23 protein-coding genes and 3 pseudogenes are annotated in these 24,067 nt (G+C 73.8%); 16 read left to right on the top strand and 10 right to left on the bottom strand.

The annotated features are described in order from the left end of the window. Positions 1–28: 28 nt before the first annotated feature. From DRB89_RS40455 to DRB89_RS40425, 7 genes are all read left to right on the top strand, one after another. On the top strand, positions 29–859 hold the full coding sequence (locus tag DRB89_RS40455) for a hypothetical protein (RefSeq protein WP_112463719.1): 831 nt from the start codon (positions 29–31) through the stop codon (positions 857–859). A 40-nt stretch (positions 860–899) separates the two neighbouring features. Continuing rightward, on the top strand, positions 900–1,433 hold the full coding sequence (locus DRB89_RS40450) for a dual specificity protein phosphatase family protein (RefSeq protein ID WP_112453052.1): 534 nt from the start codon (positions 900–902) through the stop codon (positions 1,431–1,433). A gap of 161 nt (positions 1,434–1,594) precedes the next feature. Beyond that, positions 1,595–2,905: a cytochrome P450 gene (locus DRB89_RS40445; protein ID WP_112463718.1), complete on the top strand. Its 1,311-nt coding sequence runs from the start codon at positions 1,595–1,597 to the stop codon at positions 2,903–2,905. A gap of 152 nt (positions 2,906–3,057) precedes the next feature. After that, complete coding sequence (locus tag DRB89_RS40440) at positions 3,058–3,465, top strand: hypothetical protein (protein ID WP_112452897.1); 408 nt, start codon at positions 3,058–3,060, stop codon at positions 3,463–3,465. 140 nt (positions 3,466–3,605) lie between these two features. Then, positions 3,606–4,208 (top strand): phage tail protein, encoded by a 603-nt coding sequence (locus DRB89_RS40435; protein ID WP_112452896.1) that lies wholly within the window; start codon positions 3,606–3,608, stop codon positions 4,206–4,208. 94 nt (positions 4,209–4,302) lie between these two features. After that, entirely contained in the window at positions 4,303–4,593 is a 291-nt protein-coding gene (locus DRB89_RS40430) for a hypothetical protein (protein ID WP_112452895.1), read from the top strand. A gap of 47 nt (positions 4,594–4,640) precedes the next feature. After that, on the top strand, positions 4,641–5,006 hold the full coding sequence (locus DRB89_RS40425; RefSeq protein WP_112452894.1) for a hypothetical protein: 366 nt from the start codon (positions 4,641–4,643) through the stop codon (positions 5,004–5,006). A gap of 26 nt (positions 5,007–5,032) precedes the next feature. Here the strand turns inward: DRB89_RS40425 and DRB89_RS40420 are convergent, their stop codons facing one another. Next, a complete protein-coding gene (locus DRB89_RS40420; RefSeq protein WP_162688937.1) occupies positions 5,033–5,947 on the bottom strand; it encodes a hypothetical protein in 915 nt (304 codons plus the stop codon). A 293-nt stretch (positions 5,948–6,240) separates the two neighbouring features. Here DRB89_RS40420 and DRB89_RS40415 point away from each other — a divergent pair, with 293 nt between their 5' ends. Further along, complete coding sequence (locus DRB89_RS40415; protein ID WP_112452892.1) at positions 6,241–6,432, top strand: hypothetical protein; 192 nt, start codon at positions 6,241–6,243, stop codon at positions 6,430–6,432. Positions 6,433–6,607: 175 nt separating this feature from the next. After that, positions 6,608–7,402 carry a DUF4328 domain-containing protein gene (locus DRB89_RS40410; protein ID WP_112453079.1) on the top strand — a complete coding sequence of 265 codons (795 nt, stop codon included), beginning with the start codon at positions 6,608–6,610 and terminating at the stop codon, positions 7,400–7,402. 48 nt (positions 7,403–7,450) lie between these two features. Here the strand turns inward: DRB89_RS40410 and DRB89_RS40405 are convergent, their stop codons facing one another. Then, the gene (locus tag DRB89_RS40405; protein ID WP_112463957.1) at positions 7,451–9,511 is read right to left on the bottom strand and encodes a SpoIIE family protein phosphatase; all 2,061 of its coding nucleotides are present in this window, start codon (positions 9,509–9,511) and stop codon (positions 7,451–7,453) included. 1,352 nt (positions 9,512–10,863) lie between these two features. On the opposite strand from DRB89_RS40405, the gene DRB89_RS40395 reads away from it, so the two are divergent. Next, positions 10,864–11,391, top strand: a complete 528-nt coding sequence (locus DRB89_RS40395) for a sigma-70 family RNA polymerase sigma factor (RefSeq protein ID WP_239516627.1) — start codon at positions 10,864–10,866, stop codon at positions 11,389–11,391. Further along, a pseudogene (locus DRB89_RS46475) lies at positions 11,274–13,406 on the top strand (IclR family transcriptional regulator C-terminal domain-containing protein); the annotation flags it as partial. The gene DRB89_RS40395 and the pseudogene DRB89_RS46475, both read left to right, overlap by 118 nt. Positions 13,407–13,460: 54 nt before the next feature. Here the strand turns inward: DRB89_RS46475 and DRB89_RS40385 are convergent. Then, a pseudogene (locus DRB89_RS40385) lies at positions 13,461–13,889 on the bottom strand (Lrp/AsnC family transcriptional regulator); the annotation flags it as partial. 219 nt (positions 13,890–14,108) lie between these two features. Between DRB89_RS40385 and DRB89_RS40380 the strand changes: the two are divergent. Further along, positions 14,109–14,555, top strand: coding sequence for a hypothetical protein (locus tag DRB89_RS40380; RefSeq protein WP_112452956.1), 447 nt, complete (start codon positions 14,109–14,111; stop codon positions 14,553–14,555). 5 nt (positions 14,556–14,560) lie between these two features. Here the strand turns inward: DRB89_RS40380 and DRB89_RS40375 are convergent, their stop codons facing one another. The 3 genes from DRB89_RS40375 to DRB89_RS40365 all read right to left on the bottom strand — a co-directional run bounded on the left by DRB89_RS40375 (position 14,561) and on the right by DRB89_RS40365 (position 18,220). Beyond that, positions 14,561–15,664 carry a phosphotransferase family protein gene (locus tag DRB89_RS40375; protein WP_112452955.1) on the bottom strand — a complete coding sequence of 368 codons (1,104 nt, stop codon included), beginning with the start codon at positions 15,662–15,664 and terminating at the stop codon, positions 14,561–14,563. Between the two features lie 30 nt (positions 15,665–15,694). Beyond that, a complete protein-coding gene (locus tag DRB89_RS40370) occupies positions 15,695–16,831 on the bottom strand; it encodes a hypothetical protein (protein ID WP_112452954.1) in 1,137 nt (378 codons plus the stop codon). Between the two features lie 171 nt (positions 16,832–17,002). Beyond that, complete coding sequence (locus tag DRB89_RS40365) at positions 17,003–18,220, bottom strand: MFS transporter (protein ID WP_112452671.1); 1,218 nt, start codon at positions 18,218–18,220, stop codon at positions 17,003–17,005. A 190-nt stretch (positions 18,221–18,410) separates the two neighbouring features. On the opposite strand from DRB89_RS40365, the gene DRB89_RS40360 reads away from it, so the two are divergent. After that, on the top strand, positions 18,411–18,872 hold the full coding sequence (locus DRB89_RS40360; RefSeq protein WP_112452670.1) for a MarR family transcriptional regulator: 462 nt from the start codon (positions 18,411–18,413) through the stop codon (positions 18,870–18,872). A gap of 172 nt (positions 18,873–19,044) precedes the next feature. Here the strand turns inward: DRB89_RS40360 and DRB89_RS46180 are convergent, their stop codons facing one another. The 3 genes from DRB89_RS46180 to DRB89_RS45575 are packed head-to-tail and all read right to left on the bottom strand — an operon-like array spanning position 19,045 to position 20,422. Next, a complete protein-coding gene (locus tag DRB89_RS46180; RefSeq protein ID WP_112452669.1) occupies positions 19,045–19,617 on the bottom strand; it encodes a hypothetical protein in 573 nt (190 codons plus the stop codon). After that, positions 19,614–20,282, bottom strand: a complete 669-nt coding sequence (locus DRB89_RS40350) for a SigE family RNA polymerase sigma factor (protein ID WP_239516625.1) — start codon at positions 20,280–20,282, stop codon at positions 19,614–19,616. The genes DRB89_RS46180 and DRB89_RS40350 overlap by 4 nt, the downstream gene beginning before the upstream one ends. A gap of 8 nt (positions 20,283–20,290) precedes the next feature. Further along, positions 20,291–20,422, bottom strand: coding sequence for an LAETG motif-containing sortase-dependent surface protein (locus tag DRB89_RS45575; protein WP_239516939.1), 132 nt, complete (start codon positions 20,420–20,422; stop codon positions 20,291–20,293). An 88-nt stretch (positions 20,423–20,510) separates the two neighbouring features. Between DRB89_RS45575 and DRB89_RS40340 the strand changes: the two are divergent. Continuing rightward, positions 20,511–20,630: pseudogene (locus DRB89_RS40340) on the top strand (lytic transglycosylase domain-containing protein); the annotation flags it as partial. A gap of 197 nt (positions 20,631–20,827) precedes the next feature. Here the strand turns inward: DRB89_RS40340 and DRB89_RS40335 are convergent. Next, a complete protein-coding gene (locus tag DRB89_RS40335) occupies positions 20,828–21,997 on the bottom strand; it encodes a steroid 3-ketoacyl-CoA thiolase (protein ID WP_112452864.1) in 1,170 nt (389 codons plus the stop codon). A 284-nt stretch (positions 21,998–22,281) separates the two neighbouring features. Between DRB89_RS40335 and DRB89_RS40330 the strand changes: the two genes are divergently transcribed. Continuing rightward, positions 22,282–23,526 carry a cytochrome P450 gene (locus tag DRB89_RS40330; RefSeq protein ID WP_112452863.1) on the top strand — a complete coding sequence of 415 codons (1,245 nt, stop codon included), beginning with the start codon at positions 22,282–22,284 and terminating at the stop codon, positions 23,524–23,526. 159 nt (positions 23,527–23,685) lie between these two features. Then, complete coding sequence (locus tag DRB89_RS40325; protein ID WP_162688936.1) at positions 23,686–24,033, top strand: DUF6193 family natural product biosynthesis protein; 348 nt, start codon at positions 23,686–23,688, stop codon at positions 24,031–24,033. Positions 24,034–24,067 lie beyond the last annotated feature (34 nt).

The following is a 24,067-nucleotide window of genomic DNA, read 5'->3' as shown; positions in this document are numbered from 1 at the left end:
CGCGCGGGGCGCCGTACCGTGGCTGACCATGACGCTCCAGAGCGACCGGGCCGGGCAGGCCGAGGAGAGCGGTCCGACCGCGTCCGGCGGGCCGGCCGGTGGCGCCGACCGGATCGGCGAGGCCGTGCGGGCCACCGACCCCGGCGCCGCATGGGCGGTCGGCGGGCCGGACGGGCCGGACGGGCCGGACGTTCAGGACGTTCAGGACGTGCGGGAAGGGTCGGACGGGCCGGACGGGCGGGACGGGCCGGACGCGCGGGCCGGAGCCGGTGACCCGGGCCGCGTGCTCGACGTCGGCGGGCTGGCGGGCGTGCTGGCCGTCTGGCCCGTCATCGGACTCCTCGTGGACGCCGGGGAGCTGCGGCTGCACACCCCGCTCACCGCGTACGGGGCGGGCGAAGGCCTGCCCGCCGGGACCACCGCGCACCACCTGCTCACCCACGGCCCCGGCACCTCGCCCGCCCTCGCCGGGCTGGCCGAGCGGCTGTGCGGCGGCCCCCTCGCCGGGTTCGCCGCGGACCGGGTCTGGGCTCCGCTCGGCATGACCCGGACCCGGTTCACCGCCGACGGCGCCCTGCGCGCCCCCGTCGCCGACCTCGGCCGGTTCCTGAGCCACCTGCTCACCCCGGCGGGCGGCCCGGTCAGTCAGGCCTGGGCGGCCCAGTCGCTGCGCATCCGCACCGGCGAGCTCACCCCGGCCCGCGGCCTGCTCTGGCACCCGGCCCCGCACGGAGCCTGGTCCCACGGCGAGGGCCCGGCCCTGTGGGTCTCCCCGAGCCGTCGGCGCTGGGCGGCCCTGGTCCCCACCACCCCGTCGGCCCCCCTCCGCACGGCCTTCCGCGAAGCCGCCTTCGGCTGAACCGCCTTGCCTGGAACGGTCGTTGTAGGCTCTGAGTGCCATGAGGAAAACCCGTCAGAGAGACCGTGACGCACCCGGGCCGCAGAGTCCCTGGGACGAGATCGTCCCCGGCCTGTGGATGGGCGGCCATCACTGGACCGACCCGGCCGGGGAACCGTGGCCGGTCGTGGCCGGCTCCGAGTTCGACCTGGTCATCAGCCTCTTCACCCGCCCGGGCCACGGTCCCGACGCGGGGGTGGAGCACCTGGTCGGGGAGGTGCCCGACGGCCCGCTCACGGGTGCGCAGCTGCGCACCGTCCAACGGCTCGCCGGTGCGGCCCGTGCCGCCCTCGACTCCGGACGGACGATCCTGGTCCGCTGCCATTGCGGCTACAACCGCTCCGGGCTCGTCGTCGCCCAGTGCCTGATCGACGGCGGACTCACGCCCGACGCGGCCATCGGCCTCGTCCGGCGCAAGCGCTCGGCCTGGGCCCTGGGCAACGGGGCCTTCACGGCCTACCTCGCCGCAGGCCTGGACACCGCCGCCCTGCTCGTCGACCTCGACCCGGCATCCGGAGCCGCGCCCGGCCCGTAGGGGTGCGCCGTCCTCGGAGCGCGGACCCGGGGCGCTCGACGTACGGTGAGCGCGACATCACCGACCGTCGAATCCCGGCTGCGCGGAGGTACACGGATGAGCACGGTCCACGAGGCCGCTCCCGGGGCGCTGGGCGCCCCCGGCGCCGAGGCGGCCGCCGGATGACCGCCCCGGCCTCGCCGGCCTCCCCGGCTTCCTCCGCGACCTCCGCCTCCTCCGCCTCCCCGGCGGACCGGGCGGGGCGTGCCGCCCGTACCGCCCGGGCCGCGAGCGTCCGGTTCGCCGCCACCCACACCCTGCCCGTCCTGGTACGCGGCTTCGTGGGCGCCCGCCCCCGTGCGACGAAGGGGCACGCCGCACCCGGCCGGCCCCGCTGGTCCGCCGCGACCCTGCGGGCCCTGCGCGCCCGGCACGGCGGGGCCCCCGTACTCGTACGCGGGCTGACCGGCGCCGCCCTGCTCGTCCTCGACCCGCAGGACATCCGGCAGTTCTACGCCGAACCCGTCAGCGGCCCCGCCCCCGCCCCCGCCCCGGGCGCGCCGGACGGCTGCACGCGCGCCGGACCGCACGCGGAGCGGCGGGCGATCGACGAGTCCGTCCTCGCCGCCGGCCTGCCCGTCCACCCGTCCTGCGGGCCGTTCCTCTCCGTGCTCGCCGAGGAGGCCCGGCGGCTGACCGGGGGGAACACCCTCGAACTCGCCCGCACCCGCCACGCGGTGGCCCGCGCGGCCCGCCGCATCGTCCTCGGCGACGCGGCTGCCGAGGACACGGAACTCACCCGCCGGCCCGGACGTTTCCACCCCAAGGCCGGTGCGCGCATCGCCGCGTACGCCGACCTCGCGGAGCCGCACACCCTCATGGGGCGGGCCCGCCGCCACGGCGACCCCACCGGCGGCCTCGACCCGGTCGGGCAGGCCGCGCAGTGGCTGGCGGCCTTCGACCTCGTCCCCGGCGTCCTGCTGCGCACCCTGCTCCTGCTCGGCGTCCACCCGGCCGAACAGGACGCGGTCGCCGCCGAGGCGCGGGCGCCCGGCGTCGCCCGGGGCGCGCTGCCCCGGCTGCGGGCCTGCGTCCGCGAAGCGCTGCGGCTCTACCCGGCCGTCCCCGACCTGATACGGATCACCCGGGCCGAGACCGAATGGCGGGGCGTGCGCCGTCCCGCCGGGACCTGCGTGGTGCTGCCCGCGCTGTTCCACCAGCGCGACCCCGAACACGTACCGGCGGCGCACGTCTTCGTGCCCGGCCGGTGGGCTTCGCGCGGAGCGGAGCACGACCTGAGGATGGCCCCCTTCAGCCACGCCGGCGGACGCTGCCCCGGCGAGCAACTGGCGCTTCTGGTCACCACCGCGCTCTGCGCCGAGGTGCTGCGCGGACACCGGGTCCATGCCGTCCGGCCCGTGCTCGACCCGGTCGGGCCGCTGCCCGGCCTGCTGGACCCGCAGGGCATCCGGCTGCGGCTCACCCGCCGCTGAACCGCACCAGTCTCTTTTACCTATCTGACTCTGCTGACGATCTCCACCGTCTCGGCTCCGGTGTGCACTGGCGTCTGACATAGACAACAAAGGAGACAGTCCGGGCACCGCCCGACAGCCCCCTTCCACCCATCAGCCCGAGGTGAATCGTCGTGACCACTCCCCCGAGTGCCTTCCCCGACGTCGAGGCCCTGGTCGTCGACGTCCTCCAAGCTGATCCCGCGCTGTCCACGGCCGTCGTCGCCGTCAGCCCGCCCGCCGGTTTCGACGGCACCCAGCGGGCCGTCATGGTCAACCGGCGCGGCGGCGCCTGGACCGGCGACCTGCACGTGGACATCCCGCTGATCGAGTTCGAGGTGTACGGCCCCACCAAGGCCGCCGCGCACACGCTGGCCAACTCCGCCCGGCGGGCCCTGCTCGCCGCGCTCGGCAAGACGTACGGCCCGAACACCTTCACCGACGTCATCGAGCAGGACGGGCCGCGCTGGCTCCCGGACTACGTGTACCGGGGCGCCAACCGCTACGTCTGCGTGATCCAGGTGTCCCTCAGCGTCTTCTGACGCACCCTCCGCCGGCCGCGCCCCCCGCGCGCCGGCCCCACAGACCAAGGCCCTGCCGTCCGGCGGGGCCTTTGCCGTACCCGGCCCCGGACGCACCGGAGTTCGGATCGGCGGACCCCTATATAAGGAGAAGCATCACCATGGCAGGAAACTCTTCCGAGATCCGCGTAGCCGGCAACGGTCGCCTCTTCGTCGCCGCGGCCGGCACGGCGCTGCCGACCGCCTTCACCGGCAAGCCGGACGTCGACTGGGGCGCCAGCTGGAAGGACGTTGGCTTCACCACGGCGGACGGCGTCACCTTCTCCAAGAAGGACAAGCTCGAGCCGGTCGACTCGTGGCAGGCGGTCAGCCCGGTCCACTTCACCTACTCCGACCGGGACCTGAGCATCAAGTTCTCGATGCTCCAGTTCAACGAGCTGACGCTGCCGTTCTTCATGGGCGGCGGCGCGGTCGTCGACGAGGCCACGCCGGCCAACGGCATCTACCGCTACGACATCGCGGACTCGCCGAAGTCGGACGCCCGCGCCCTCGGCCTGGAGTTCACCGACACCAAGGCGAGCGACGGCGCGGTCGTGACCTACCGCTTCTACATCCCGCGCGGCCAGGTCACCGCCTCCGACGACATCAAGCTGGCCCGCAAGACGGCGTCCACGCTGGGCATCACCTTCACCGCCCTGTCCGCGGGCGACGACAAGCCGCTGGCGAGCTTCGTCATGAAGGACGGCGCGTACTCCGCCCTCTGATCCACCGCTCCACGGGGGCGGGGCGGCCCTCGCGCCGCCCCGCCCCCCTTCTTCGCCCCGACTCTTCCCCGCACCCAGAGGAGAACCCACCACCATGGCAGGCTTCGACGTCAACGCGGCCCGCGCCCAGCGCCAGGAGGCCCTCGGCCGCACCTGGTCCTTCGAGCTGGACGGCGAGACGTACACCCTTCCCACCGAACTCACCCGGGCCGCCGCCCAGGGGCTGCGCGGGCTCGACGACAACGACGTGGACGGTCTGCTCCGGCTCCTCATGGGCGAGAAGCAGTTCTCCCGCTTCGAGCAGCACGACGTCACCATGCAGGACATCGCCGCGATCCTCGAGGCGTACGGCAAGGAGACCGGGCTCGGCCTGGGGGAAGGCTGAGCCTCGTCGAGTTCGTCGACGAACACGCCGAGGCCCTCGAAGCGGACCTGCTCCGCTACTACGGCAAGGACCTGCTGGACTGGCACCGCGGGGAGCTCTCCTCGCGGCGCCTGCAGGTCCTGCTCAAGCACCTGCCGCGGGACAGCTCGCTCAACCGGGAGCTGTTCGGTGAGGCCGCGGACTGGTCGGTGACCGACCACCTGCTGGCGGCGGCCGTGGACCACCTGGCGGCCGCCAACTGGATGTTCGCCTCGGTCAACACCGCCGAGGACGACGATCCGCCGGATCCGCCCGAGCCGGTGCCCCGGCCCGACGGCAAGCCCTTCGAGGGCTCCGCCGACGGGGACGGGCCCGACCCGCAGACCGCGGAGCCGGCTCCCGCGCCGGAGACCCTCCAGCGGTTCTTCGGCTGAGCACGGGACCCCGGGGGGGCGGCGCGTCAGCGGCCGCCCTCCGGGGCCACGGGCCTGCCACCGCCGGACTTCGAATCCATCTCGTCCGCGAGCGCGCGGGCCCGGGCCGCCAGGCTCCGGCGCCCCGCTCCCGCGGTCGCCTGGGAGTCCGCGGCCGGGCCTTGCGCGCGCGGCTGTACGGGTACGGAGTCCAGCGGGGGCACGATCGGGCGCCCGTTGCGGCGTGCGACCTTGCGGCTCGCCGGCGGCGTGCGCTTCTCCCGGATCTGCGCGGGGAGCAACGCCGCGGCGGTGGCGTCGGGTTCGGGTTCGGCGGGTTCCACCGGTTCGGCGGGTTCCACCGGTTCCGCCGACGCGGCCGGCTCCTCGTGCGCGCGAGGCTCTCCGGCGGTCGCGTCGGGCTCGGCGGCGTGGGCGTGGGCGGTGCCGTCGAGGTCATCGGCGGTGTCCGGCCCGGTGGCGGGGCCGGCTTCCGCCTCGGACCGCCGGTCGAGGATGGCGTGGGCCCGGCGCATCCGCTCCTCGGCCTCGCGGACAGGAGCGGGCGATTCGATCAGCGCGGTGACCGGCAGCCGGATCACATCGGCGCCCTGGCCCGGGCCTTGGCCCTGTCCTCGGCCCTGTCCTCGGCCCTGACCCGCGCCCTTCGGCTCGCCGCGACGGCCGGCGGTACCCGCGGCGTACGCCTCGGCGACCCGCTTCTCGTACTCGCGCCGGAGGCGGGGCAGGTCCTCGCCCATGGCCTCGGCCCAGCCGGCGGTGAAGGAGGCGGTCTCGCGGCGGTCCAGTTCGGAGCGCGGTATCAGGACCAGGTCCCCGGGCGCGTATCCCGCCCCGTGGACGAGCTCGGACAGCCTGGCGAACAAATGGGGCAGGTCGACTGCTACTTCGAGCCAGTCGACCGCATGTTCACGCCCCCTGGTACCGCTGTCCCTGTTCATGCGTCAGCACTGCCTTCCCGCCCCCGGGCTCCCCCACGCCCCACGCGACCAGCATTTTCCCAGGCGGGGGAACAGGCTCCCAGCGTACCCGGTCGTCCGGAAACCCCCTGTTCCGATGCCAACGGGGCCTAGGGGATGAGGGTCCGGACACGCCGTCAGAGGTTTCCGGCTCGACAAACATCGAACGGATGTTCCAAACTCGATTCGTACACCCGTTCGGCTCACCGGTGCCCCCGCCCTTCGTCCGCGGCGCCACCACACGGCAAGGGCAAGCAATCGGAAGGCAGGCCTCCATGACCCAGCAGGCTGAGGGCTCACCGCAGACCACGCTCCACGACCGCCTCAGCCAGCTCCTGGACGGACCCGCCCCCTTGGACAAGAGGGCCCTGCTCGACTCCCTGTACGCCGAGGTGACCACCCGCGAGACCCGCGCGTACGCCCTGGGCTGGAACGACGCCCTCGGGGAGCTCCGCGACACCCCCTGACCCTGCCTCTTTTACCCCTCTGACGCTGTCGACGATCCCCCCTGTTCCCCCGGAAACCCCTCTGACCTGCCAAAAAGCCGTGTACCCCGAACCCCTGTCTGGCATATCTTCAGCCTGCCCGCGCATCAGCGGGCCTCTTTCGCATGTCACGCGTTCCCGTGGGGGGTACCACTTCATGTCCTTCAGCGCGCCCGGCTCACCGCCTCCCGTCGGCCCCGCCCCGCAGACGCCGCCTCCCGCGGGCGGCCCGGCGTACGCCCACCAGGCGGTTCGCCACCAGCCCCCGCCGGGCTTCACTCCGCAGCCCGTCAAGGTGCTGCGCTCGCCCCGGGGCCTTGCGACGGCCACGATCGTGCTGCTCGCGGTCTCCGGGCTGTACGCGCTGCTCCTGACGGGAACCGGCCTGTACGTCGCCTCGGTCCTGCGCGACGGTACGTACCCGGACGCGGGAGCCGAGGACAGCCTCACCCTGCCGGACGGCTTGATGGCCGTCGTCGCCGCCGTCTCGTTGCCGCTGCTGCTCGCCACGGCGGTCCTGTTCATCATCTGGTTCCACCGGGTCCACGGGAACGCCGAGATCCTCGGTCCGGACAGGGTCACGCGCTCCTCCGGCTGGGCCATCGGCGGTTGGTTCATCCCCGTCGGCAACCTGTTCATCCCCTACCGCATGGCGAAGGAGATCTGGGACGCCAGCCTCCAGCTCGGACCGGACGGGGGCTACCGCCACGTCTCGACCGCGCCCGTCACGTCCTGGTGGCTGCTGTGGGTCGCGACGTTGATCTCCGACCGCGTCTACAGCCGGCTCTACACCAACTCCAACGATCCGGACGGGCTCGCCGCCGCGGCCGACGCCGCCGCCGTGAACGGCGTGCTGTCGCTCGCGGCCGCCGTGCTCGCGATCCTCTTCGTGCACAAGCTGACGGCGCTGCAGACCCGCAAGGCCACGGAGGGCCCGTACGCGGCCGCGTAGCCCGAGCGACCGGTTCCACCCCGCCCCGCCCCGCCGTCCCTCCCGGGCCTACCCGGAGGGGTCTGGTGGCGCCGGCGCCGGTGCCGGGGCGGCCGGGATGGTGAACTCGCACCACACGCACTTCCCGCCGCCCCGCGGCTCGACGCCCCAGTCGTCCGCCAGCCGGTCCACCAGCATCAGGCCGCGCCCCGAGACCTCCCAGTCGTCCGCCGCGCGCCGCCGCGGCAGGGCGCTGCTGGTGTCCTCGACCTCGATCCGGATCCGGCCGTCCGCGGTCAGCCGCATGCTGACGTGGCCGACCCCGTCCGTGTGCACCAGCGCGTTGGTCATGAGCTCGTCCGCCGCCAGCTCGATCCCGTCGGACTGGTCCCGCGCGCCCCACGCCGCGACCGCCGCCCGGATCAGGTGGCGGGCCATCGCGGGGGCGTCCGGGTCGCCGGGGGTCAGGGTGTGGCTCAGCGGGCCGCTGCCGCGCGGGGCCGGGGTGCCCCGGCGGCGCAGCACGAGCAGGGCCATGTCGTCCCCGCCGCCCGAGTCGCCGAGCAGCCCGCACAGGACGTCGGCGAGTTCCTCGACGTCGGCCGGGCCGTCCCGGACCGCCTCCATCAACTCCCGCATCCCGGTGTCGGAGTCGCCGCCGGGCCGTTCGGTCAGGCCGTCCGTGCAGAGCAGCAGGGTGTCCCCGGGGTGCAGTTCGAGGCTGGTGACGGGGTATCCCGTGCCCTCGGAGCCGGAGCCGGGGCCGTACCCGAACGCCGCACCGGGCCCGGCCGGGTCCCGCGCCGGGAGGCCCAGCGGCAGCCCGCCCGCCACCTGGATCCGGTGGCAGCTGCCGTCGCCGCGCCGCACCACCGGATCGAGGTGCCCGGCGCGGACCAGCCGGGCCATGCCGGTGGTGAGGTCGATGTCGGCGTACGTGCACGTGGCGAAGCGTTCCGTCTCCAGTTCGCGCAGGAAGGCCGAGGCCCGCGCCATCGCGACGCCCGGGGTGTGCCCCTCGGCCACGTACGCGCGGAGCGCGATGCGCAGCTGGCCCATGACGGCGGCGGCGTCCGTGTCGTGCCCCTCCACGTCTCCGATCATCACGCCGACCCGCCCCTCGCCGAGCGGGAGCACGTCGTACCAGTCGCCGCCGATGTCCCGTCCCATCCGGGCGGCCCGGTACCGCACCGCGATCCGCGCCCCCGCCACCTCCGGGATCCGGCGCGGCAGCATGGCCCGCTGGAGCCCCTCGGCGAGGTCGTGCTCCTGCTCGAAGAGGATGGCGCGCTGCAGGCTCTGCGCGATGCCGCTGCCGAGCGCCATCAGCACGTTGCGCTCCTCGGCCGTGAAGTCCCCGTCCCGCGTGTAGAGCAGTCCGAGCGCACCGATGGGTCGCCCGTGGGCGATCAGCGGCAGGTAGACCCCGCTGCGCACGGAGAGCGGCTCGATGTACGGCCACAGCACCGGGTAGCGCTGCTGGAACTCCTCGCGGGAGCCGAGGTAGACCGGCCGCAGCGTCCGTACGGCCTCGCTCATGGGCAGTGCCGCGTCGATCCGCGTGTATTCGGTCTCCGGCACGTACGAGCCGAGCCGGCCCTCCGCGACCAGGTGGATGCGGCCGCCCTCGACGACGCCGAGCATGATGCTGACCGCGCCGAGGTGACCGAGGGCCTCCGGGTCCTTGAGGGTGTCGGTGACGTCGTTGACGGTGCGGGCGTGCGCGAGGATCGCCGTGGTCCGCTCGACCACCCCGGTCAGCCGCCGACGGCCCTCGTCCATCTCGCCGGCGGCTCCCGGTTCGCCGGGGTCGTGGGCGGCGTCGCGGATGATCCCGATGATCCGGTACGGGCGGTCGTGCGGGTCCCGCAGGATGTGGCCCTGGATGTGCGTCCAGCCCGGGGAGCCGTCCCGGTCGCGGCTGCGGACGTAGGCCCCGTAGTGGCCGCGGCCGGATTTCAGCGCCTGCGCGACCCGTGCGTCGAGCCGGGCCTCCTCGCCGGGCGCGAGGCGGGGCCGCAGCCCGGCGGGGGTGCCGGTGAACTCCTCGGGGCGCAGGCCCAGGACCTCGAGAGCGGTGGCGTCCAGATGCATCTGCCCGCTGTCGAGGTTCCAGTCGAAGGTGCCCATGTGGTTGAGCGCGAGGCTCGTGTCCGTCCGGGCGGGCCACTCGACCTGGGGGGTCAGTCCCCACTCGGCCACACCTTCAGGGTGCCACTCTTCGGCCCCCGGCGCCGGGCCGGGCGGGCGGTCGTCCCCCGCGATCTCCCCTTCCGCAGGTGCCGCAGGGCCGGCCCTCTCCCCACGTCGATACAAAAAGGGCCCAAAGTCCCGGCCTGTCGCGACTTTCACCTAATAGACGACTTGTACGATTTCGCGAAGATCGATCCGTTCATGATCATCTTTAGCGGTGTCAGGAGTCCCCCGAGAGGGGGTCGTTGACGCCCATGGCTGTGTGGGGTGTGGCTTGTCGCAGGCGCCGAAGACGACCGGAGAACCGGGCGAGGGAGCGGAGGGGGGAGCACGGGCGGACGACCGACCGATATCCCCCGGGCGCCAACCTGCCTCTTATACACCTCTGACGCTGCTGCGGATGTTAATCTCGCGAACGCCCGGCCGGGGGCCCCGCCCGCACCCCGGTCCGCGGCGCGCGCCGCGCCGCGATCCGCGCGCGGGGGGGCGGCCGCCCCGCCCCCGCCGAGCAGCAGGGCGCCCGCCGCCCCGGGCAGGCCGGCGGCGCGGTGCAGCACGAAGGCGGCCCGGACCGGCCCCGGCACCCCGGCCAGCGCCTGGGACACCTCGTCGATCCCGCCCGCCGGGGGCCACAGCCGCAGCCCCCACACGAAGGGCGGGACCGGGGGCCAGCCGAGCGCGGCCGCGGCGAGGCGGGACCGGCCGGACGGAGCGAGGCTCGCGCGCAGGACCCGTACGCGCACCTCCGCCAGCGGACCGCCCGGGCTGTCGCGCCCGGCCGCGGCTCCCGCCGCGCCCCGGCCGCCGCGCGGGAGGGCCCGCTGGACCGCCTTGTGCGCGAGGAGCACCCGGGTATGGCGGCCGAGCGAGACCGGCAGCGTCACGTAGGCGAGCCGCACCAGTTGGGGGTACTGCTCGACGAGGACGGCCTCGGCCTGTTCCACGGCGGTGGATCCGAATCGCTGTGTTGTGCCCACGCTCCGACAAACGAGTGAATCTTGGGATGGTCACACGCCGTGCGCCCCCGCCGGCGGGGCGGACCGGGCGCACAGGAGATCGGCATATGCGTTTGCGCTGGTTGAGGCCTCGCGTGGTCGACATCGATCAGGAGTCGATCATCACCGAACGTAATCCTTCTATGTTTCATCTCTACGCCCTCCGAGTGCGCCCGCGCTGATTTCCTTGCCCCGCACACGGGATGGGGTGGAGCGGTGAGCGATGGCAGCGGACCGGAGGAGTCCGGTGGCGGGGCCGTGGGTCTGCCGAGCCGGCGACGGCGGCCGACCCCCATGAGCCAGTGGGATTCGACGGCGCGCCTGTCGTACTGGGCCTTCCACGCCGACCGGCGCCCGGCCTACATGCGGTTCGCGTTCCTGCAGTTGGGCACGGACGCGGCGGCCGAGGAGGCGGTGGACGCCGCCTTCGACTCGATCATGGGCGAATGGCTGCGGATGCTGCACATGGACCGCCTCGACGCCTACGCCTGGACCGTGCTCAAGCAGCGGATAGTCGACCGGCAGTACCGCCGCAGCCCCTGGCCGGAGCCGATGGACATCAGTGCCTTCGAGGCAGCGCTCAAGGAGGCCCACGCGGAAGCCGACCAGTACGAGGTGCTCACCGACACCATCCGCTTCTACTCCGCCGTCTCCCGGCTCGCCGAACGGCAGCGCGACGCCGTGCTGCTGCGGTACGGGCTCCAATGCACCCCCGCCGAGGCCGCCGCCATGATGGGCGTCGACGAGGCAACGGTCCGCTCGCAGCTCGGCCAGGCGCAGCGGCGGCTCGCCCTGCTGCTCGACACGGCAGCAGAGTCATGAGCCGGGGCACGAGCCGCGGCGTCCGGCGCGAGGACGGCGGACTCCCGCGCTCCCTGGAGCAGTTCCTGGCCCGGGCGAGCGTGCGCGACCGCTACCCGCACTACGACCTCGGCGCCGCGGAGGCCCGGTTGCTGCGCGGCGCCGGGGCCCCGGCGCCGAAGCCCAAGCCGCCCGGGCCCCGGCGCGGCACGGCCCCGAGCCGGCGCCGCCCGACGGGGTGGAGCGATCCCTCGCGGGACCTCCCGCTGGACTCCGAACGGGCCGGGCGCGACCTCAAGGCCGCCTGTCTGGCCTCGGTGTGCGGACGGGGGGCCCGGGAGCGGCTCGACGCGTTCGCGGCCGGCGGCCACGCCGACCTGCCCGGGGCCGTGGTCTTCGGCTGCCTGCTGCACCTGGCCGGCCTGCGCGAAGGGGCCCGGTTCTGGTGGCAGTTCGCCGCCGGGTCCGGGCGGGCCCGGACCACGCACGCCGCGTACTGCCTCTTCCTGGACCACTCCCGGCGCGGTGAGCACCACGACGCCCGGGTCTGGGCGCGGGAGCTGGGCCGGCGCCGCTTCCGGCCGCGCGGGCACCGGGACCTGCGGGAGGTGCGGCTGTGCGCGCAGGCGGCCGTCCTGCGCTACGTCGACCAGGTCGACGATCCCGACCTGGGCCCGGTGCCGCTGCCCAGACCGGGAGTGTCCGGGGCACTGGACGCCTTCTTGCCGCCGGCGGCCCCGGTGCGCCGCCCCCGGCTGGGCGCGGGCCCGCTGCGCCACCCCGCGCTGACGGCCGCGTCCCGCACGACCGTCGTACAGCCCGGCGGGGGCGAGGCGCTGGCGCAGGCGCGCAGCGCCCTGGCCGTCGTACGCGTCCTCGAGCGGCGGCCGCTCGGGGTGCGCGCGGGCCTGCTCGGGCGGGAGGCCGGGCTGGCCGAGGCGGAGCTCGGGCCCCTGCTGTCGATGCTCTGCGAGGAGGAGTACGCGTACCGCCCCGGCGTCGGCGTGTACGCGCCCGGGCCCGCCCTCGACCGGCTCGCGGCCCCGTGCGGTCGGGGTCTCGCGGGGCAGCTCCAGCGCACGCTGGCACTGGCCCGGGACAGCGCGGGCGCGGCCGTGTACCTGAGCCGGTACGCGGAGGGGGAGGTCCGGATCACCCAGATGGCGGACGGGCCCGGCGCCCCGCCCGTGCGGGAGTGGGTGGACTTCCGGGACGCCGCGCACGCGAGCGCGGTGGGCAAGTGCCTGCTGAGCCAGCTCGACCACGACGGCCGCGCCGACCACGTGGCCCGGCACCGGCCGGCCCGGCTCACCGAGCGGACCATCACCGACAGCCGGGCCCTGTTCACCGCGCTGGACGCGGTGGCGCCCGGGGCGCCCGTCTTCGACCTGCTCGAATACGCGCCCGGCGTGGTCTGCGCGGCGGTTCCCCTCGCGCTCGGCGACGGGGCCGGCAGCCTCGCGCTGTCGCTGCCCGGCGCGCACGCGCACCGGCTGGGCCGGGCCACCGGGGCGCTGCGGCGCAAGGCGGTCCCGGTGCTGCTGGCGCTGCTGCTGGCGGGGGCGATCCCGCCGGACGCCGCCGGGGACCCGGCGGACGGCACTGGCGACCCGGCGGACGGCACCGAGGCCGGGGTCGGGTCCGGCCCCGGTGTGCCGGGGGTCCCGCCGGGGCCCGTTCCGGTCACCGCGGAGACGCTGCGGCACCTGCGCAGCGTCTTCCGGACACCGCTGAGCCGGGCCGCGGGCACCCCGGGGCGGGGCGGCCGGGCGGACGGGGAGGGGGCGCAGGGCGGGGACGCGCGCGTGCCGCACCAGTGGGAGGCGGCCGTCACCGGCGGGGTGCCCGATCGGCGGGGCGGGGGGGGGTCGCGGACCTCCCTGGAGGACGAACCCTGGGACGACGCGGGCGCGGGTGCGCTGCTGGAGGTCGTCGGCCGTCTGGTGGACCGGGCCCGGGAGGCCGGCGGGCTGCGCGCCGACGTCACGGTGGCCGATGTGCTGCTCGTGATAGCCACGGCGGCGCCCGCGCTGCCGGACGCGGCGCAGCAGGCGGCGGCCTCGGCCCGGCTGCTCGACATCCTGCTCGAGGGGCTGGGATTCGTACGGGGTGGAGAGGACCACCGTGGTGCGGGTGGAGACGTGTGCGAGGGCGCGCAGCCGGCCCAGGAGGTCTTCCAGTTCCAGCGGGGTCGCGACGCGGACCTTGAGGATGTAGTTCTCGTCGCCCGCGACGCTGTGGCAGGCCTCGATCTCCGGGACCCCGGCCAGCCGTTCCGCGATGTCGTCCGGGGCGCTCGGGTCGAAGGGCTTGACCGAGATGAAGGCCGTCAGGGGCAGCCCGACGGCCTCGGGGTCGACGACGGCGGCGTAGCCGCGGATGACCCCGCGCTGCTCCAGGCGGCGTACTCGCTGATGGACCGCCGACGTGGACAGTCCGGTGGCCTTGCCCAGGTCCGTGTAGCTCATCCGCCCGTCCCGCACGAGCAGATCCACGATCTGGCGGTCCAGCTCCTCCATTGCGCTCATAGCCGCACAACCTACGGCCCTGGACCGCTCCAGGCACAGCCGTGTCCACGGATTGAGGCGGCACCTGCGGCAGGCATGTGACCAAGGCCACAAGGGTATGAGGGCGTACGGCGGCCGGAAGTGGTTACTCGTGCCGCGCGACGGGAAGTGCTTGGGATGGCCGTGGCCGAAGAACCTGCCCGCCCGGCCCACCCAAGGGGGAGTACATCCATGCTGAACACCAAGCGCGCCGGTCGCATCGAACCGGAGCCCCTGGAAGCCGTCGAGGGCGACTACGCCGACGACGACGAATACCTCGGATACGCCGAGGGGTTCGAGATCCACCACGCGACCTGCCCGGACTGCGGCCAGTCGATCGCCCTCGTCGCGGACGAGGAGTTCCTGCCGCAGCACGCCCTCTGCCTGACCCCGTGGAACCCCTTCGGGCTCACGGTGTGCGCGGGCACGGGTCGGCCCGCCTCCGACGCGCTGCCCACCCTCGGTTTCGCCTCCGACGAGGCCCAGGAGCTGGAGCCCGTCGTGCACTTGGCGCTGCCCCAGGGGCTGGACTGGCGGACGCAGCCGTTCTCGCACGTCGGCGGCCCCGGTTCGCGTCCGGTACGGACTCCCGCCCCCGCGGTGCTGCCGCAGATGCGGCAGCACGCGCAGGCGGCCTGAGCGGACTACCAGTACGTCCCCTGCACCATGGCGGCCAGGCTGGCGTGGTGCAGGATCAGGCTGTCCGGATCCGCCGGGACCTCCACCTCGCCGAAGTGCGCCTGCCGGTAGGCGATGCGCAGCATCACGATCCCGTGCCGCAGTGCGGCGTAGAGGGTGTGGAACTCCATGTCGCGGGGGGTGTGCCCGGTGAGCTCCGCGTACCGGCGCTCTATGTCCTCGCGGCGCAGGAAGTCCGGCAGGCCGGCCTGGCCGAATCCGACGGTGAGGTCCTGGAAGAAGCGGTGGAGGTAGACGGTCCAGCCGAGGTCGACCTCGCGCGGGGCGCAGGCCGCCATCTCCCAGTCGAGCACGGCGACGGGATCGAAGCCGTCCGCCGCGTAGATGACGTTGCCGATGCGCGCGTCGCCCCAGTTGAGGACGGCCGGGCCGCCCTCGTCGGCCGGCCAGATCTCCTCGAGGCGGTCGAAGGCCCGTTCCAGCAGCGGGGACCGGGACTTGCCGGCCACCACCCAGTGGTAGTAGGCGCGTTGGGCCTCGACGTGGCGGCGCAGCGGGCTGCCGTCGCCGTCCGTCAGGAGGAACTGCGCCTCCTCCGGGGGGAACTGGTCGTGCAGGCGGGCGAGCAGGGCGATGCTCTCTTCCTGGAGCACCGCGCGTTCGGCGTCGGTCGCGGCGTGCAGCCAGTTGCCCTCGTAGGTGTAGGGCATCACGTCGGGCGGTACGCGGCCTTCGGCGCGGGCCATGACGAAGAACGGGGCTCCGAGCGGTCCGGGGTCCTCTTCCAGCCACTGCACGCGGGGGACGGGCAGGTCGGTGTGGGCGGCGACCAGGCTCATCACGCGGTGCTGGCGGGGCATGTCGTAGGAGGGGAAGACGGTGTAGGCGGCCGGATCGGCGGCGAGGCGCAGCGCACAGGCGCGGATCGGGGCGTCGGGGTGCTCTATGTCGAAGAGCAGGGTCTCGCTGGACATTCCGTTGGAGCCGGGCACCGAGACGTTGATGACCTTCGCGCCGGGTAGTTCGGCGTCCAGCCAGGCGGCGAGGCGCCGGCCGAGCTCCTCTGGTTCGCGGGTGGAGGTGCGGGGGCGTGGTGCCGGTCCTGCCATGGGATACCCCTTCTCTGGCTTGGCTGTTTCCTACTGGGCCACGGATCCGTAGTCGGTGAAGCCGCTCGGGTCGTGGCGGCCGAAGCTGCCGTGCTCGAAGATGCCGAAGCCGGTGCGGCCGTCGAGGGTGAAGCGGGCGGAGTGGTCGGTGACCCCGAAGGCGGCCATGGGGTGGGCGGCGGGGTCGGACAGGTCGTAGGCGCGGCGGTCGGTCCAGCCGCGGCCCTGCCAGGTGCCGTGCTGCCAGTCGGAGGCGGGCGGATAGCCGGCTCCGACGGCGAGCGGGGAGGAGTTCAGGATCTCCACGCCGAGTTCGAGGGGCTTGCGCCCGGCCGGGTCGGTGAGGTGGACCACGGCGCTCTCGGGGTGGCGGCTGCCGGGACGGTAGCGGATGTCGGTGTGCGGCCAGCCGAGTTGGACGTCCGGACGGCCGCTGCCCTCGGGGAAGACCTGGACGGCTTCGCTGAGGTTGCGCAGGCCGTCGGCGTCCTCCTGGGCGATGACCATCAGGAACCGGTCCTCGAACCGGACGGGGATCCAGAGCCAGTGGAAGCCCTCGGGCCGGTGCTCCTCGGCGGTGCGGCCGCCCTCCTCGCCGGGGATCGGGCGCACGCCCCAGCTGCGGTCGCGGGTTCCGGTCCACTCGGCGGCGTCGAGGACGAACTCCTCGCCCTTGGCGCGGATGGTGCCGGTGACGTTGCCCGCCTGGACGAAGCGGCGGCCTTCGAGGATGAGGCGGTCGCCGCGGCGCTGGGTGTGGTGCGGTTCCCACACGGCGGGGAACTCGGCGGTCCAGGTGATGTCGTACGAGAGCCCGTCGGGGTCGGCGGGGTCGGCGGCGCAGGTGAGGGTGAGCCGCTCGAGGGGTTCGTCGACGGTGATGCGGAGCGGGCCGACGGAGAGGTCCATCCGGTCGTCGGACAGGGCGTCGGAGGCGCGGACGGCGAGGAGCTCGTCGCCGATGCGCAGGGTGGCGTAGGCGTCGATCACGCCGGCGTTGGGGTAGACGCCGAGGCCGAGGATGAGGACGGCGCGCCCGGCGTGGTCGAAGACGTGGAAGATGCAGCGGTCGTAGGCGTTGCGGTCGCCGGTGACGAGGTGCTTCATCGACAGGGGGGCCTGGTGGATGGGGTATTCGTCGAGCGATACGGGCCGGTCGGCGGGCATGGCGAACCTCCGGGGACGGGTGCGCGGGACGGCACCTCGGGCGGAATTGACGGTACGTCAGACAGCCGGGTGGGGGCCAGGGTTGTGGCACGGACTGTCAGGGCGACACATCGTGCGGGTGGGTTCCGGCGGCGGGGACGGGTCGGGGGGTGGACGGGGCGGCGCGGTGGATCAGTGGTGGGCGGGGACGCCCGCGGCAGCCGGGGCGCCGGCCGCGACGACCCGGCCGGCGCCGGTGCGTCCCGCCGTACGCCGGTCCAGCGCACCGGAGACGACGGCGAGGACCAGGGCGGAGGCGGCGAGCGCCGCGCCGACCCAGTTCGGGGCGGTCCAGCCGAGCCCGGCGGAGATGACGAGCCCGCCGAGCCACGCGGCGAGGGCGTTGCCGAGGTTGAAGGCGCCGATGTTGACGGCCGAGGCCAGGGTGGGGGCGCCGGCGGCCTGGTCCAGGACCCGCTTCTGCAGCGGCGGCACGGTCGCGAAGCCGAGGGCTCCGATGAGGACGACGGTGACGGCGGCCCCGGCCTTGGTGTGGGCGGTGAGGGTGAAGGCCGCCAGGACCAGCGCCAGCGAGCCCAGGGACACGTACAGCATCGGCATCAGCGCGCGGTCGGCGAACCGGCCGCCGACGAGGTTGCCCACGACCATGCCGAGGCCGAGCAGGACCAGCAGCCAGGAGACGGAGGTGTCGGCGAAGCCGGCGACGTTCGTCATCATCGGGGTGATGTAGGTGATGGCGGCGAAGACCCCGCCGAAGCCGAGGACGGTCATCCCCATGGCCAAGAGCACCTGGACGTTGCGGAAGGCGGCCAGCTCGTGGCGGATCCGCACGCCCTCGGGGCGGGGCAGGTCGGGGACGAGCCGTGCGATGCCGAGCAGGCCGAGGATGCCGAGCGAGGCGACGATGAGGAAGGTGACGCGCCAGCCGAGGTGCTGGCCGACCAGGGTGCCGAGCGGGACGCCGACGACGTTGGCCACGGTGAGGCCGGTGAACATCATGGCGATGGCTCCGGCCTTCTTCTCGGGGGCGACGAGCTCGGCGGCGACCACCGCGCCGATCCCGAAGAAGGCTCCGTGGGCGAGGGAGGCCACGACGCGCCCGGCGAGCATGACGCCGAAGGACGGGGCGAGGGCGGAGAGCACGTTGCCCACGATGAACAGGCCCATGAGCAGCATCAGCATGCGCTTGCGGGGGACGCGGGTGCCGAGGACGGTCATCAGCGGCGCGCCGAACAGCACGCCGAGGGCGTACCCGGTGACGAGGAAGCCCGCGGTGGGGATCGAGACGCCGTAGGTGCCGGCGACTTCGGGGAGCAGGCCCATGATCACGAATTCGGTGGTGCCGATCCCGAAGGCTCCGATGGCCAGGGCCAGTAGTGCGAGAGGCATGGGGGTGTCCTTCGGGGGAGGTTGCGTGTGCCGCGCGACCCGGCGTGGGTGCCGGACGCCGGATGGCGATATTTCTCTTGCCATGGCGGCTTGCCTGCGTCCACATTAATTGCAGACGCGGGTTATTTGCAAGCGCGGGCTATTGCGCGAGTGGCCTATCCTGGGGGGACACGCCTTGAAGGAGCAGCCCATGACGGCCACGGACAGCGCACTCACCGCCCTCTCCCAGGGCTGGTGCGCCCTCTCCCTCCTGCACGGCCGGATCGAGACGCACATCGAGCGGGCGCTCCAGAGCGCGCACGGGCTGAGCGTGCGCGAGTACTCGCTGCTCGACGTCCTCAGCCGCCAGCACGCGGGCGTGGGCGGCCATCTGCGGATGCACCAGGTCGCGGACTCGGTGGTGCTCAGCCAGAGCGCGACGACCCGGCTGGTCAGCCGGCTGGAGGACCGCGGGCTGCTGAACCGCTACCTCTGCCCGACCGACCGGCGGGGCATCTACACCGACGTCAGCCCGGCCGGCCTGGCCCTGCTGGCCGAGGCCAGGCCCACCAACGACACGGCCCTGCGCGAGGCACTGGACGAGGCCGCGCTGAAGCCCGAACTCGCGCCCCTGGTGGCCGCCGTGAAGAACACGCCGACGGCCGCCGCGTAGCCGCTGGACTAGGGGGTGTCTGGTGGATCTCCGCGGGGAAGGAGCGGCGTCCGGTGCGTGCTCTCGGCGTGCCGGCCGGAAGCACTCGTACTGGGCGTACTTGGGCTTTCGGCCGGTGCGGCGAGAGTGCGTGCCGGGCGTCGCGACGCCGCGGAGATCCACCAGACACCCCCTAGCGCGAACCCGGGGAGCGGGTCGGCGCGGGCGAGGGGACGGCGGCCGACGAGGAGGGCGAGGTCGCCGCGGACGAGCGACCCGACGGGGTCGAACTCGGCTGCGGCGGCTTCGGAGACGACCCGCCCGGCCGGAGCGGCCCGGGCGGCGTGGGCCCGCTGACCGAGGGCGACGGGCTGAGCGGCGCCGGTGTCGGGGACGGAGCCGGGGAATCGTCCCCACCGGTCGGCGAGGCCGACGGCGGCGCGGCCGGCGGCACCGGTACGGGGTTCGGCCCCATCCGGGCCGGATCCGGAGCCAGCACGGCGTACCCCACCACCGCGGCCGCCGCCGCGGCCAGCCCGGCCAGCGGCAGCGCGAAGCCCCGCGAGCGCAGCCGGGCCCACGGCAGCCTGCGTACGCCCGGCCCCGGCGGCCGCGCCGGGCTCAGTTCGCGCACGGTGATCCCGGCCGCGCGGGCGTCCAGGGCGCGGCGCAGCCGGTGCTCGACGGGCCGCTCGGACGTTCCCCCGGCCGCGCTCCCGGCCGGGAACGCCGCGGGGGACTCCTCCGGGCCTTCCCCTGGCCTCATATCCGACCCTCCAGAATCCGTTCCAGCGCGTCCAGACCCCGGCTCGCGTTCGACTTGACCGCGCCCCGGCTGATCCCCAGCGTCTCGGCTATCTCCGCCTCGCTCAGGTCCGCCCAGTAGCGCAGCACCAGTACCTCGCGCCGCCGTGCCGTCAGCCGGCCCAGCGCGGCGAGCACCTCGCGGTGCGCCTCGTCCAGGACCACCGAGGCCTCGGCGGACGGTACGTCGGCCGGCGTCGGCGGGGTCCACGCGCGGGCGGTCCTGCGCCGGCGCAGCACGGAGCGCGCGGTGTTGACCACGGCGGTGCGCAGGTAGCCCAGCGCGTTGTCCACCTCCGCGATCCGCTCGCCGTGGCGGCGGTAGAGCGCCGTGAAGGCGTCCTGCACCACGTCCTCGGCGGTGCCCAGGTCGTCCACGAGCAGCACGGCCAGCCGCACCATGCGCAGCCGGTGGGCGTGGTAGAGCTCGGTCACGGTGGGTTGCGGACCGTGGTCCCCGCCGGTCCGGTCGTGGGTGTACGTGTACGCGTGCCGGTACGGCTGCGCCCGCGCGGGCGGAGCCTCGGCGGAGAGGCGCTCGCGGCGCAGCAGGAACGACCACAAGCCCCGCCGCGGCCGGTCGAAGCCGGGCGCGGCGGGGCCGATGGACGGTGCGGGGTGGAGCACGTGGGTCCTCAGCCGTTGGCGCGGCGCCGCACGGCGTACAGGGTCGCGGCCCCGGCGGTGACCAGCAGGCCGGCCCCGCCGGCCAGTGCGGCGGTGGTGGCGGAGGAGCCAGTATGCGCGAGCTCGGCTTCGCCGGGCACGGCCGGGGTCGCGCTCGGGGCGGCGCTGGGGGAGGTGCTCGGCTGTCTCTCATACACATCCGACGATGCCGCCGATCGCCTCAGGTTCGGTGCGGACTGGAAGACCAACCCCGCCACCCAGATCAAGTGGGGCCTGGACTACATGAACTCCCGCTACGGCAGCCCCACCGGCGCCTGGAGCTTCTGGCAGACCCACCACTGGTACTAAGCCACCAGCGGCAGCAGACCCGGCGGCGCGACCGCCCTGGCCCTTGTAGTCGAAGCGGTGCCTGACCCCGCTTCGACCACAGGGCCCAGGGCCCGGTGCGCACGCATGCGAAGGCCCCGGCGGCCGACCTCCCCAGGTCCGGCCTCCGGGGCCTTCGCGATCCCATCCCACAGGGTCCGATGGCGGCGCAGCCGGAGCTACAGCCGCTGGATGATGGTGCCCGTCGCCAGCGCGCCGCCCGCGCACATGGTGATCAGGGCGAATTCCTTGTCGCGCCGCTCCAGCTCGTGCAGCGCGGTGGTGATCAGCCGGGCTCCGGTGGCGCCGACGGGGTGGCCGAGGGCGATGCCGCCGCCGTTGACGTTGACCTTCTCCAGGTCCTGGTCGAAGACCTGGGCCCAGCTGAGGACGACGGAGGCGAAGGCCTCGTTGATCTCGACGAGGTCGATGTCCTTGAGCGACATGCCGGCCTTGCCCAGCACCGCGCGGGTCGCGTCGATCGGCCCGTCCAGGTGGAAGTGCGGGTCGGAGCCGACCAGCGTCTGCGCGACGATCCGGGCGCGCGGCCGCAGCTTGAGCGCGCGGGCCATCTTGCGCGAGGCCCACATCACGGCGGCGGCGCCGTCGGATATCTGCGAGGAGTTCCCGGCGGTGTGCACGGCCGTCGGCATGACCGGCTTGAGCCGGGCGAGCGCCTCCATGGAGGTGTCGCGCAGGCCCTCGTCCCGGTCGACCAGCCTCCACATGCCCTGGCCGGCGGCCTGCTCCGCCTCGGTGGTGGGCACCTGCACGGCGAAGGTCTCGCGCTTGAACCGCTCCTCGGCCCACGCCGCCGCGGCCCGCTGCTGGGAGAGCACGCCCAGCGTGTCCACGTCCTCGCGGGTCAGCCCGCGGTGGCGGGCGATGCGCTCGGCGGCCTCGAACTGGTTCGGGAGGTCGACGTTCCACTCGTCCGGGAAGGGCTTGCCGGGTCCGTGCTTCGATCCCGACCCCAGCGGCACGCGACTCATGGCCTCGACCCCGCAGGCGATGCCGATGTCCATGACCCCGCCGGAGATCATGTTGGCGACCATGTGGTTGGCCTGCTGGGAGCTGCCGCACTGACAGTCCACGGTGGTCGCGGCGGTCTCGTACGGGAGGCCCATGGCCAGCCAGGCGTTGCGGGCGGGGTTCATCGACTGCTCGCCGGCGTGGGTGACGGTGCCGCCGACGATCTGCTCGACGCAGTCGGGCTGGATGCCGGTGCGGGCGAGGAGCTCGCGGTAGGTCTCGCCGAGAAGGTAGGCGGGGTGAAGATTGGCGAGCGCGCCCCCGCGCTTGCCGATGGGGGTGCGTACGGCTTCGACGATGACGGGTTCCGCGGCCATGAGCTCGTCCTCTCCTGCTCCTGCGTAGCGCACAGCGCGCAGCGCGCATCGGCTAGCGCGCCTCAGCTTGCGGGCGGGCCGTCCCGGCGGCTCCACCCGAACTAGTACGCGTTCTAGTTCTCCCCGCAGTCTTATGACCAGAAGGCCCGGTACGCAAGGGTCTTGCACGTGGCTTACACGGATTCCACACGCAACAGTTGGCGCGGGGCCCCTTGTCACTTCTAGAACTCGTTACTACCTTCAAGCCAACTTCTGATGGGCCGTCAGACTCTGGAGTCGCCCCGATGACCTGCCCCGTGCTGCCCGAAGGCTTCGACGCCACCGACCCGGACGTGCTCCAAGACCGGGTGCCCTACCCCGAGTTCGCGCAGTTGCGGCAGACGGCGCCCGTCTGGTGGTGCCCGCAGCAGCGGGGCATCACCGGCTTCGACGACGAGGGGTACTGGGCCGTCACCCGGCACGCGGACGTCAAGTACATCTCGACGCACCCCGAGCTCTTCTCCTCCACCACGAACACGGCGATCATCCGCTTCAACGAGCACATCCAGCGCGAAGCCATAGATGCCCAGCGCCTGATCATGTTGAACATGGATCCGCCGGAGCACACCCGCGTACGCCAGATCGTGCAGCGCGGCTTCACCCCGCGGTCCATCCGCGGGCTCGAGGACGCCCTGCGCGACCGCGCCCGGAAGATCGTCGCGGAGGCCGTCGAGGCCTCGGCGGACGGCAGCTTCGACTTCGTCACCCAAGTGGCGTGCGAGCTCCCGCTGCAGGCCATCGCCGAGCTGATCGGCGTACCGCAGGAGGACCGGTCCCGGATCTTCGACTGGTCGAACAAGATGATCGCGTACGACGACCCCGAGTACGCGATCACCGCCGAGGTCGGCGGCAACGCGGCGGCGGAGCTCATCGGTTACGCGATGAACCTGTCCGCGGCCCGCAAGGAGTGTCCGGCCAAGGACATCGTCACGCAGCTGGTGGCGGCCGAGGGCCAGGGCAACCTGGGCTCCGACGAGTTCGGCTTCTTCGTGCTGCTGCTGGCGGTCGCGGGCAACGAGACCACGCGCAACGCCATCAGCCACGGCATGCACGCCTTCCTGACCCACCCCGAGCAGTGGGAGCTGTACAAGGCGACCCGCCCCTCGACGGCGGCCGAGGAGATCGTGCGCTGGGCCACCCCCGTGGTGTCCTTCCAGCGCACCGCCACCCAGGACACCGAGCTCGGCGGCCAGAAGATCAAGGCGGGCGACCGGGTGGGGATGTTCTACTCCTCCGCCAACCACGACCCCGAGGTCTTCGAGAACCCGGACGCCTTCGACATCACCCGCGACCCGAACCCGCACCTGGGCTTCGGCGGCGGCGGCCCGCACTTCTGCCTCGGCAAGTCCCTGGCCGTCATGGAGATCGACCTGATCTTCAACGCCCTGGCCGACGCCCTGCCCGACCTGCGCCTCACCGGCGAGGCCCCGCGCCGGCTGCGCGCCGCCTGGCTGAACGGCATCAAGGAACTGCGGGTCAGCCACGGCTGACCCGTGATCCAGGACGGCAGGGGCCCCCACCTCCCACGCCCGGCCCCTGCCGTCCCTCGGCGCCTGCGGGCGTGTGCGGGTGGTTACCCGCGGGTCGTTACCGTCTCGCCGCCGTCGGGATCATTGCCTTGGCGGCGGCCCGGACCCCAGACTGCCCGGATGAACCTTGAGGACCCCAGCGCCAGACGCTGGCAGCGGCTGCCGACGACGTGGCGGCGGATGGTCGAGCAGAGCGGGTCCGAGCCCATGAGCCAGGGAGTCCTCGCGCTCATCGAGGCCGCCGGCGCGGAACCCCGGCTGCGCCGGCTGTACCCGTACACCAGCCACTTCACGCTGTGGTTCAGCGCCTCCTCGGGCCATCCCTTCGCCGTGACCGCACCGGCCGTGGAACCACTGCCCGACGGCCGCTTCCGCGTCCGGGGCCCCCGCCAGACCACGGTTCTGGGCGAGACGGACACGGCCCGGGCGGCGATAGCCCTCGTGGTGGCAAACCTCCCGACGGAATAACCCCGCCCCCCACTCCCTGTCTCTTAAACTCATC

The organism is Streptomyces sp. ICC4, assembly GCF_003287915.1.
Classification (GTDB): Bacteria; Actinomycetota; Actinomycetes; order Streptomycetales; family Streptomycetaceae; genus Streptomyces; species Streptomyces tritrimontium.
Note: the sequence above shows the minus strand (reverse complement) of the source record. Positions and strands in the feature narration are given on the sequence as shown.

Coding starts and splice junctions, on each gene's coding strand:
- DRB89_RS40455 (WP_112463719.1), top strand. CDS start 29: ATGACGCTCCAGAGCGACCGGGCCGGGCAGGCCGAGGAGAGCGGTCCG.
- DRB89_RS40450 (WP_112453052.1), top strand. CDS start 900: ATGAGGAAAACCCGTCAGAGAGACCGTGACGCACCCGGGCCGCAGAGT.
- DRB89_RS40445 (WP_112463718.1), top strand. CDS start 1,595: ATGACCGCCCCGGCCTCGCCGGCCTCCCCGGCTTCCTCCGCGACCTCC.
- DRB89_RS40435 (WP_112452896.1), top strand. CDS start 3,606: ATGGCAGGAAACTCTTCCGAGATCCGCGTAGCCGGCAACGGTCGCCTC.
- DRB89_RS40430 (WP_112452895.1), top strand. CDS start 4,303: ATGGCAGGCTTCGACGTCAACGCGGCCCGCGCCCAGCGCCAGGAGGCC.
- DRB89_RS40420 (WP_162688937.1), bottom strand. CDS start 5,947: ATGAACAGGGACAGCGGTACCAGGGGGCGTGAACATGCGGTCGACTGG.
- DRB89_RS40415 (WP_112452892.1), top strand. CDS start 6,241: ATGACCCAGCAGGCTGAGGGCTCACCGCAGACCACGCTCCACGACCGC.
- DRB89_RS40410 (WP_112453079.1), top strand. CDS start 6,608: ATGTCCTTCAGCGCGCCCGGCTCACCGCCTCCCGTCGGCCCCGCCCCG.
- DRB89_RS40405 (WP_112463957.1), bottom strand. CDS start 9,511: ATGGGCACCTTCGACTGGAACCTCGACAGCGGGCAGATGCATCTGGAC.
- DRB89_RS40395 (WP_239516627.1), top strand. CDS start 10,864: ATGAGCCAGTGGGATTCGACGGCGCGCCTGTCGTACTGGGCCTTCCAC.
- DRB89_RS40380 (WP_112452956.1), top strand. CDS start 14,109: ATGCTGAACACCAAGCGCGCCGGTCGCATCGAACCGGAGCCCCTGGAA.
- DRB89_RS40375 (WP_112452955.1), bottom strand. CDS start 15,664: ATGGCAGGACCGGCACCACGCCCCCGCACCTCCACCCGCGAACCAGAG.
- DRB89_RS40370 (WP_112452954.1), bottom strand. CDS start 16,831: ATGCCCGCCGACCGGCCCGTATCGCTCGACGAATACCCCATCCACCAG.
- DRB89_RS40365 (WP_112452671.1), bottom strand. CDS start 18,220: ATGCCTCTCGCACTACTGGCCCTGGCCATCGGAGCCTTCGGGATCGGC.
- DRB89_RS40360 (WP_112452670.1), top strand. CDS start 18,411: ATGACGGCCACGGACAGCGCACTCACCGCCCTCTCCCAGGGCTGGTGC.
- DRB89_RS46180 (WP_112452669.1), bottom strand. CDS start 19,617: ATGAGGCCAGGGGAAGGCCCGGAGGAGTCCCCCGCGGCGTTCCCGGCC.
- DRB89_RS40335 (WP_112452864.1), bottom strand. CDS start 21,997: ATGGCCGCGGAACCCGTCATCGTCGAAGCCGTACGCACCCCCATCGGC.
- DRB89_RS40330 (WP_112452863.1), top strand. CDS start 22,282: ATGACCTGCCCCGTGCTGCCCGAAGGCTTCGACGCCACCGACCCGGAC.
- DRB89_RS40325 (WP_162688936.1), top strand. CDS start 23,686: ATGAACCTTGAGGACCCCAGCGCCAGACGCTGGCAGCGGCTGCCGACG.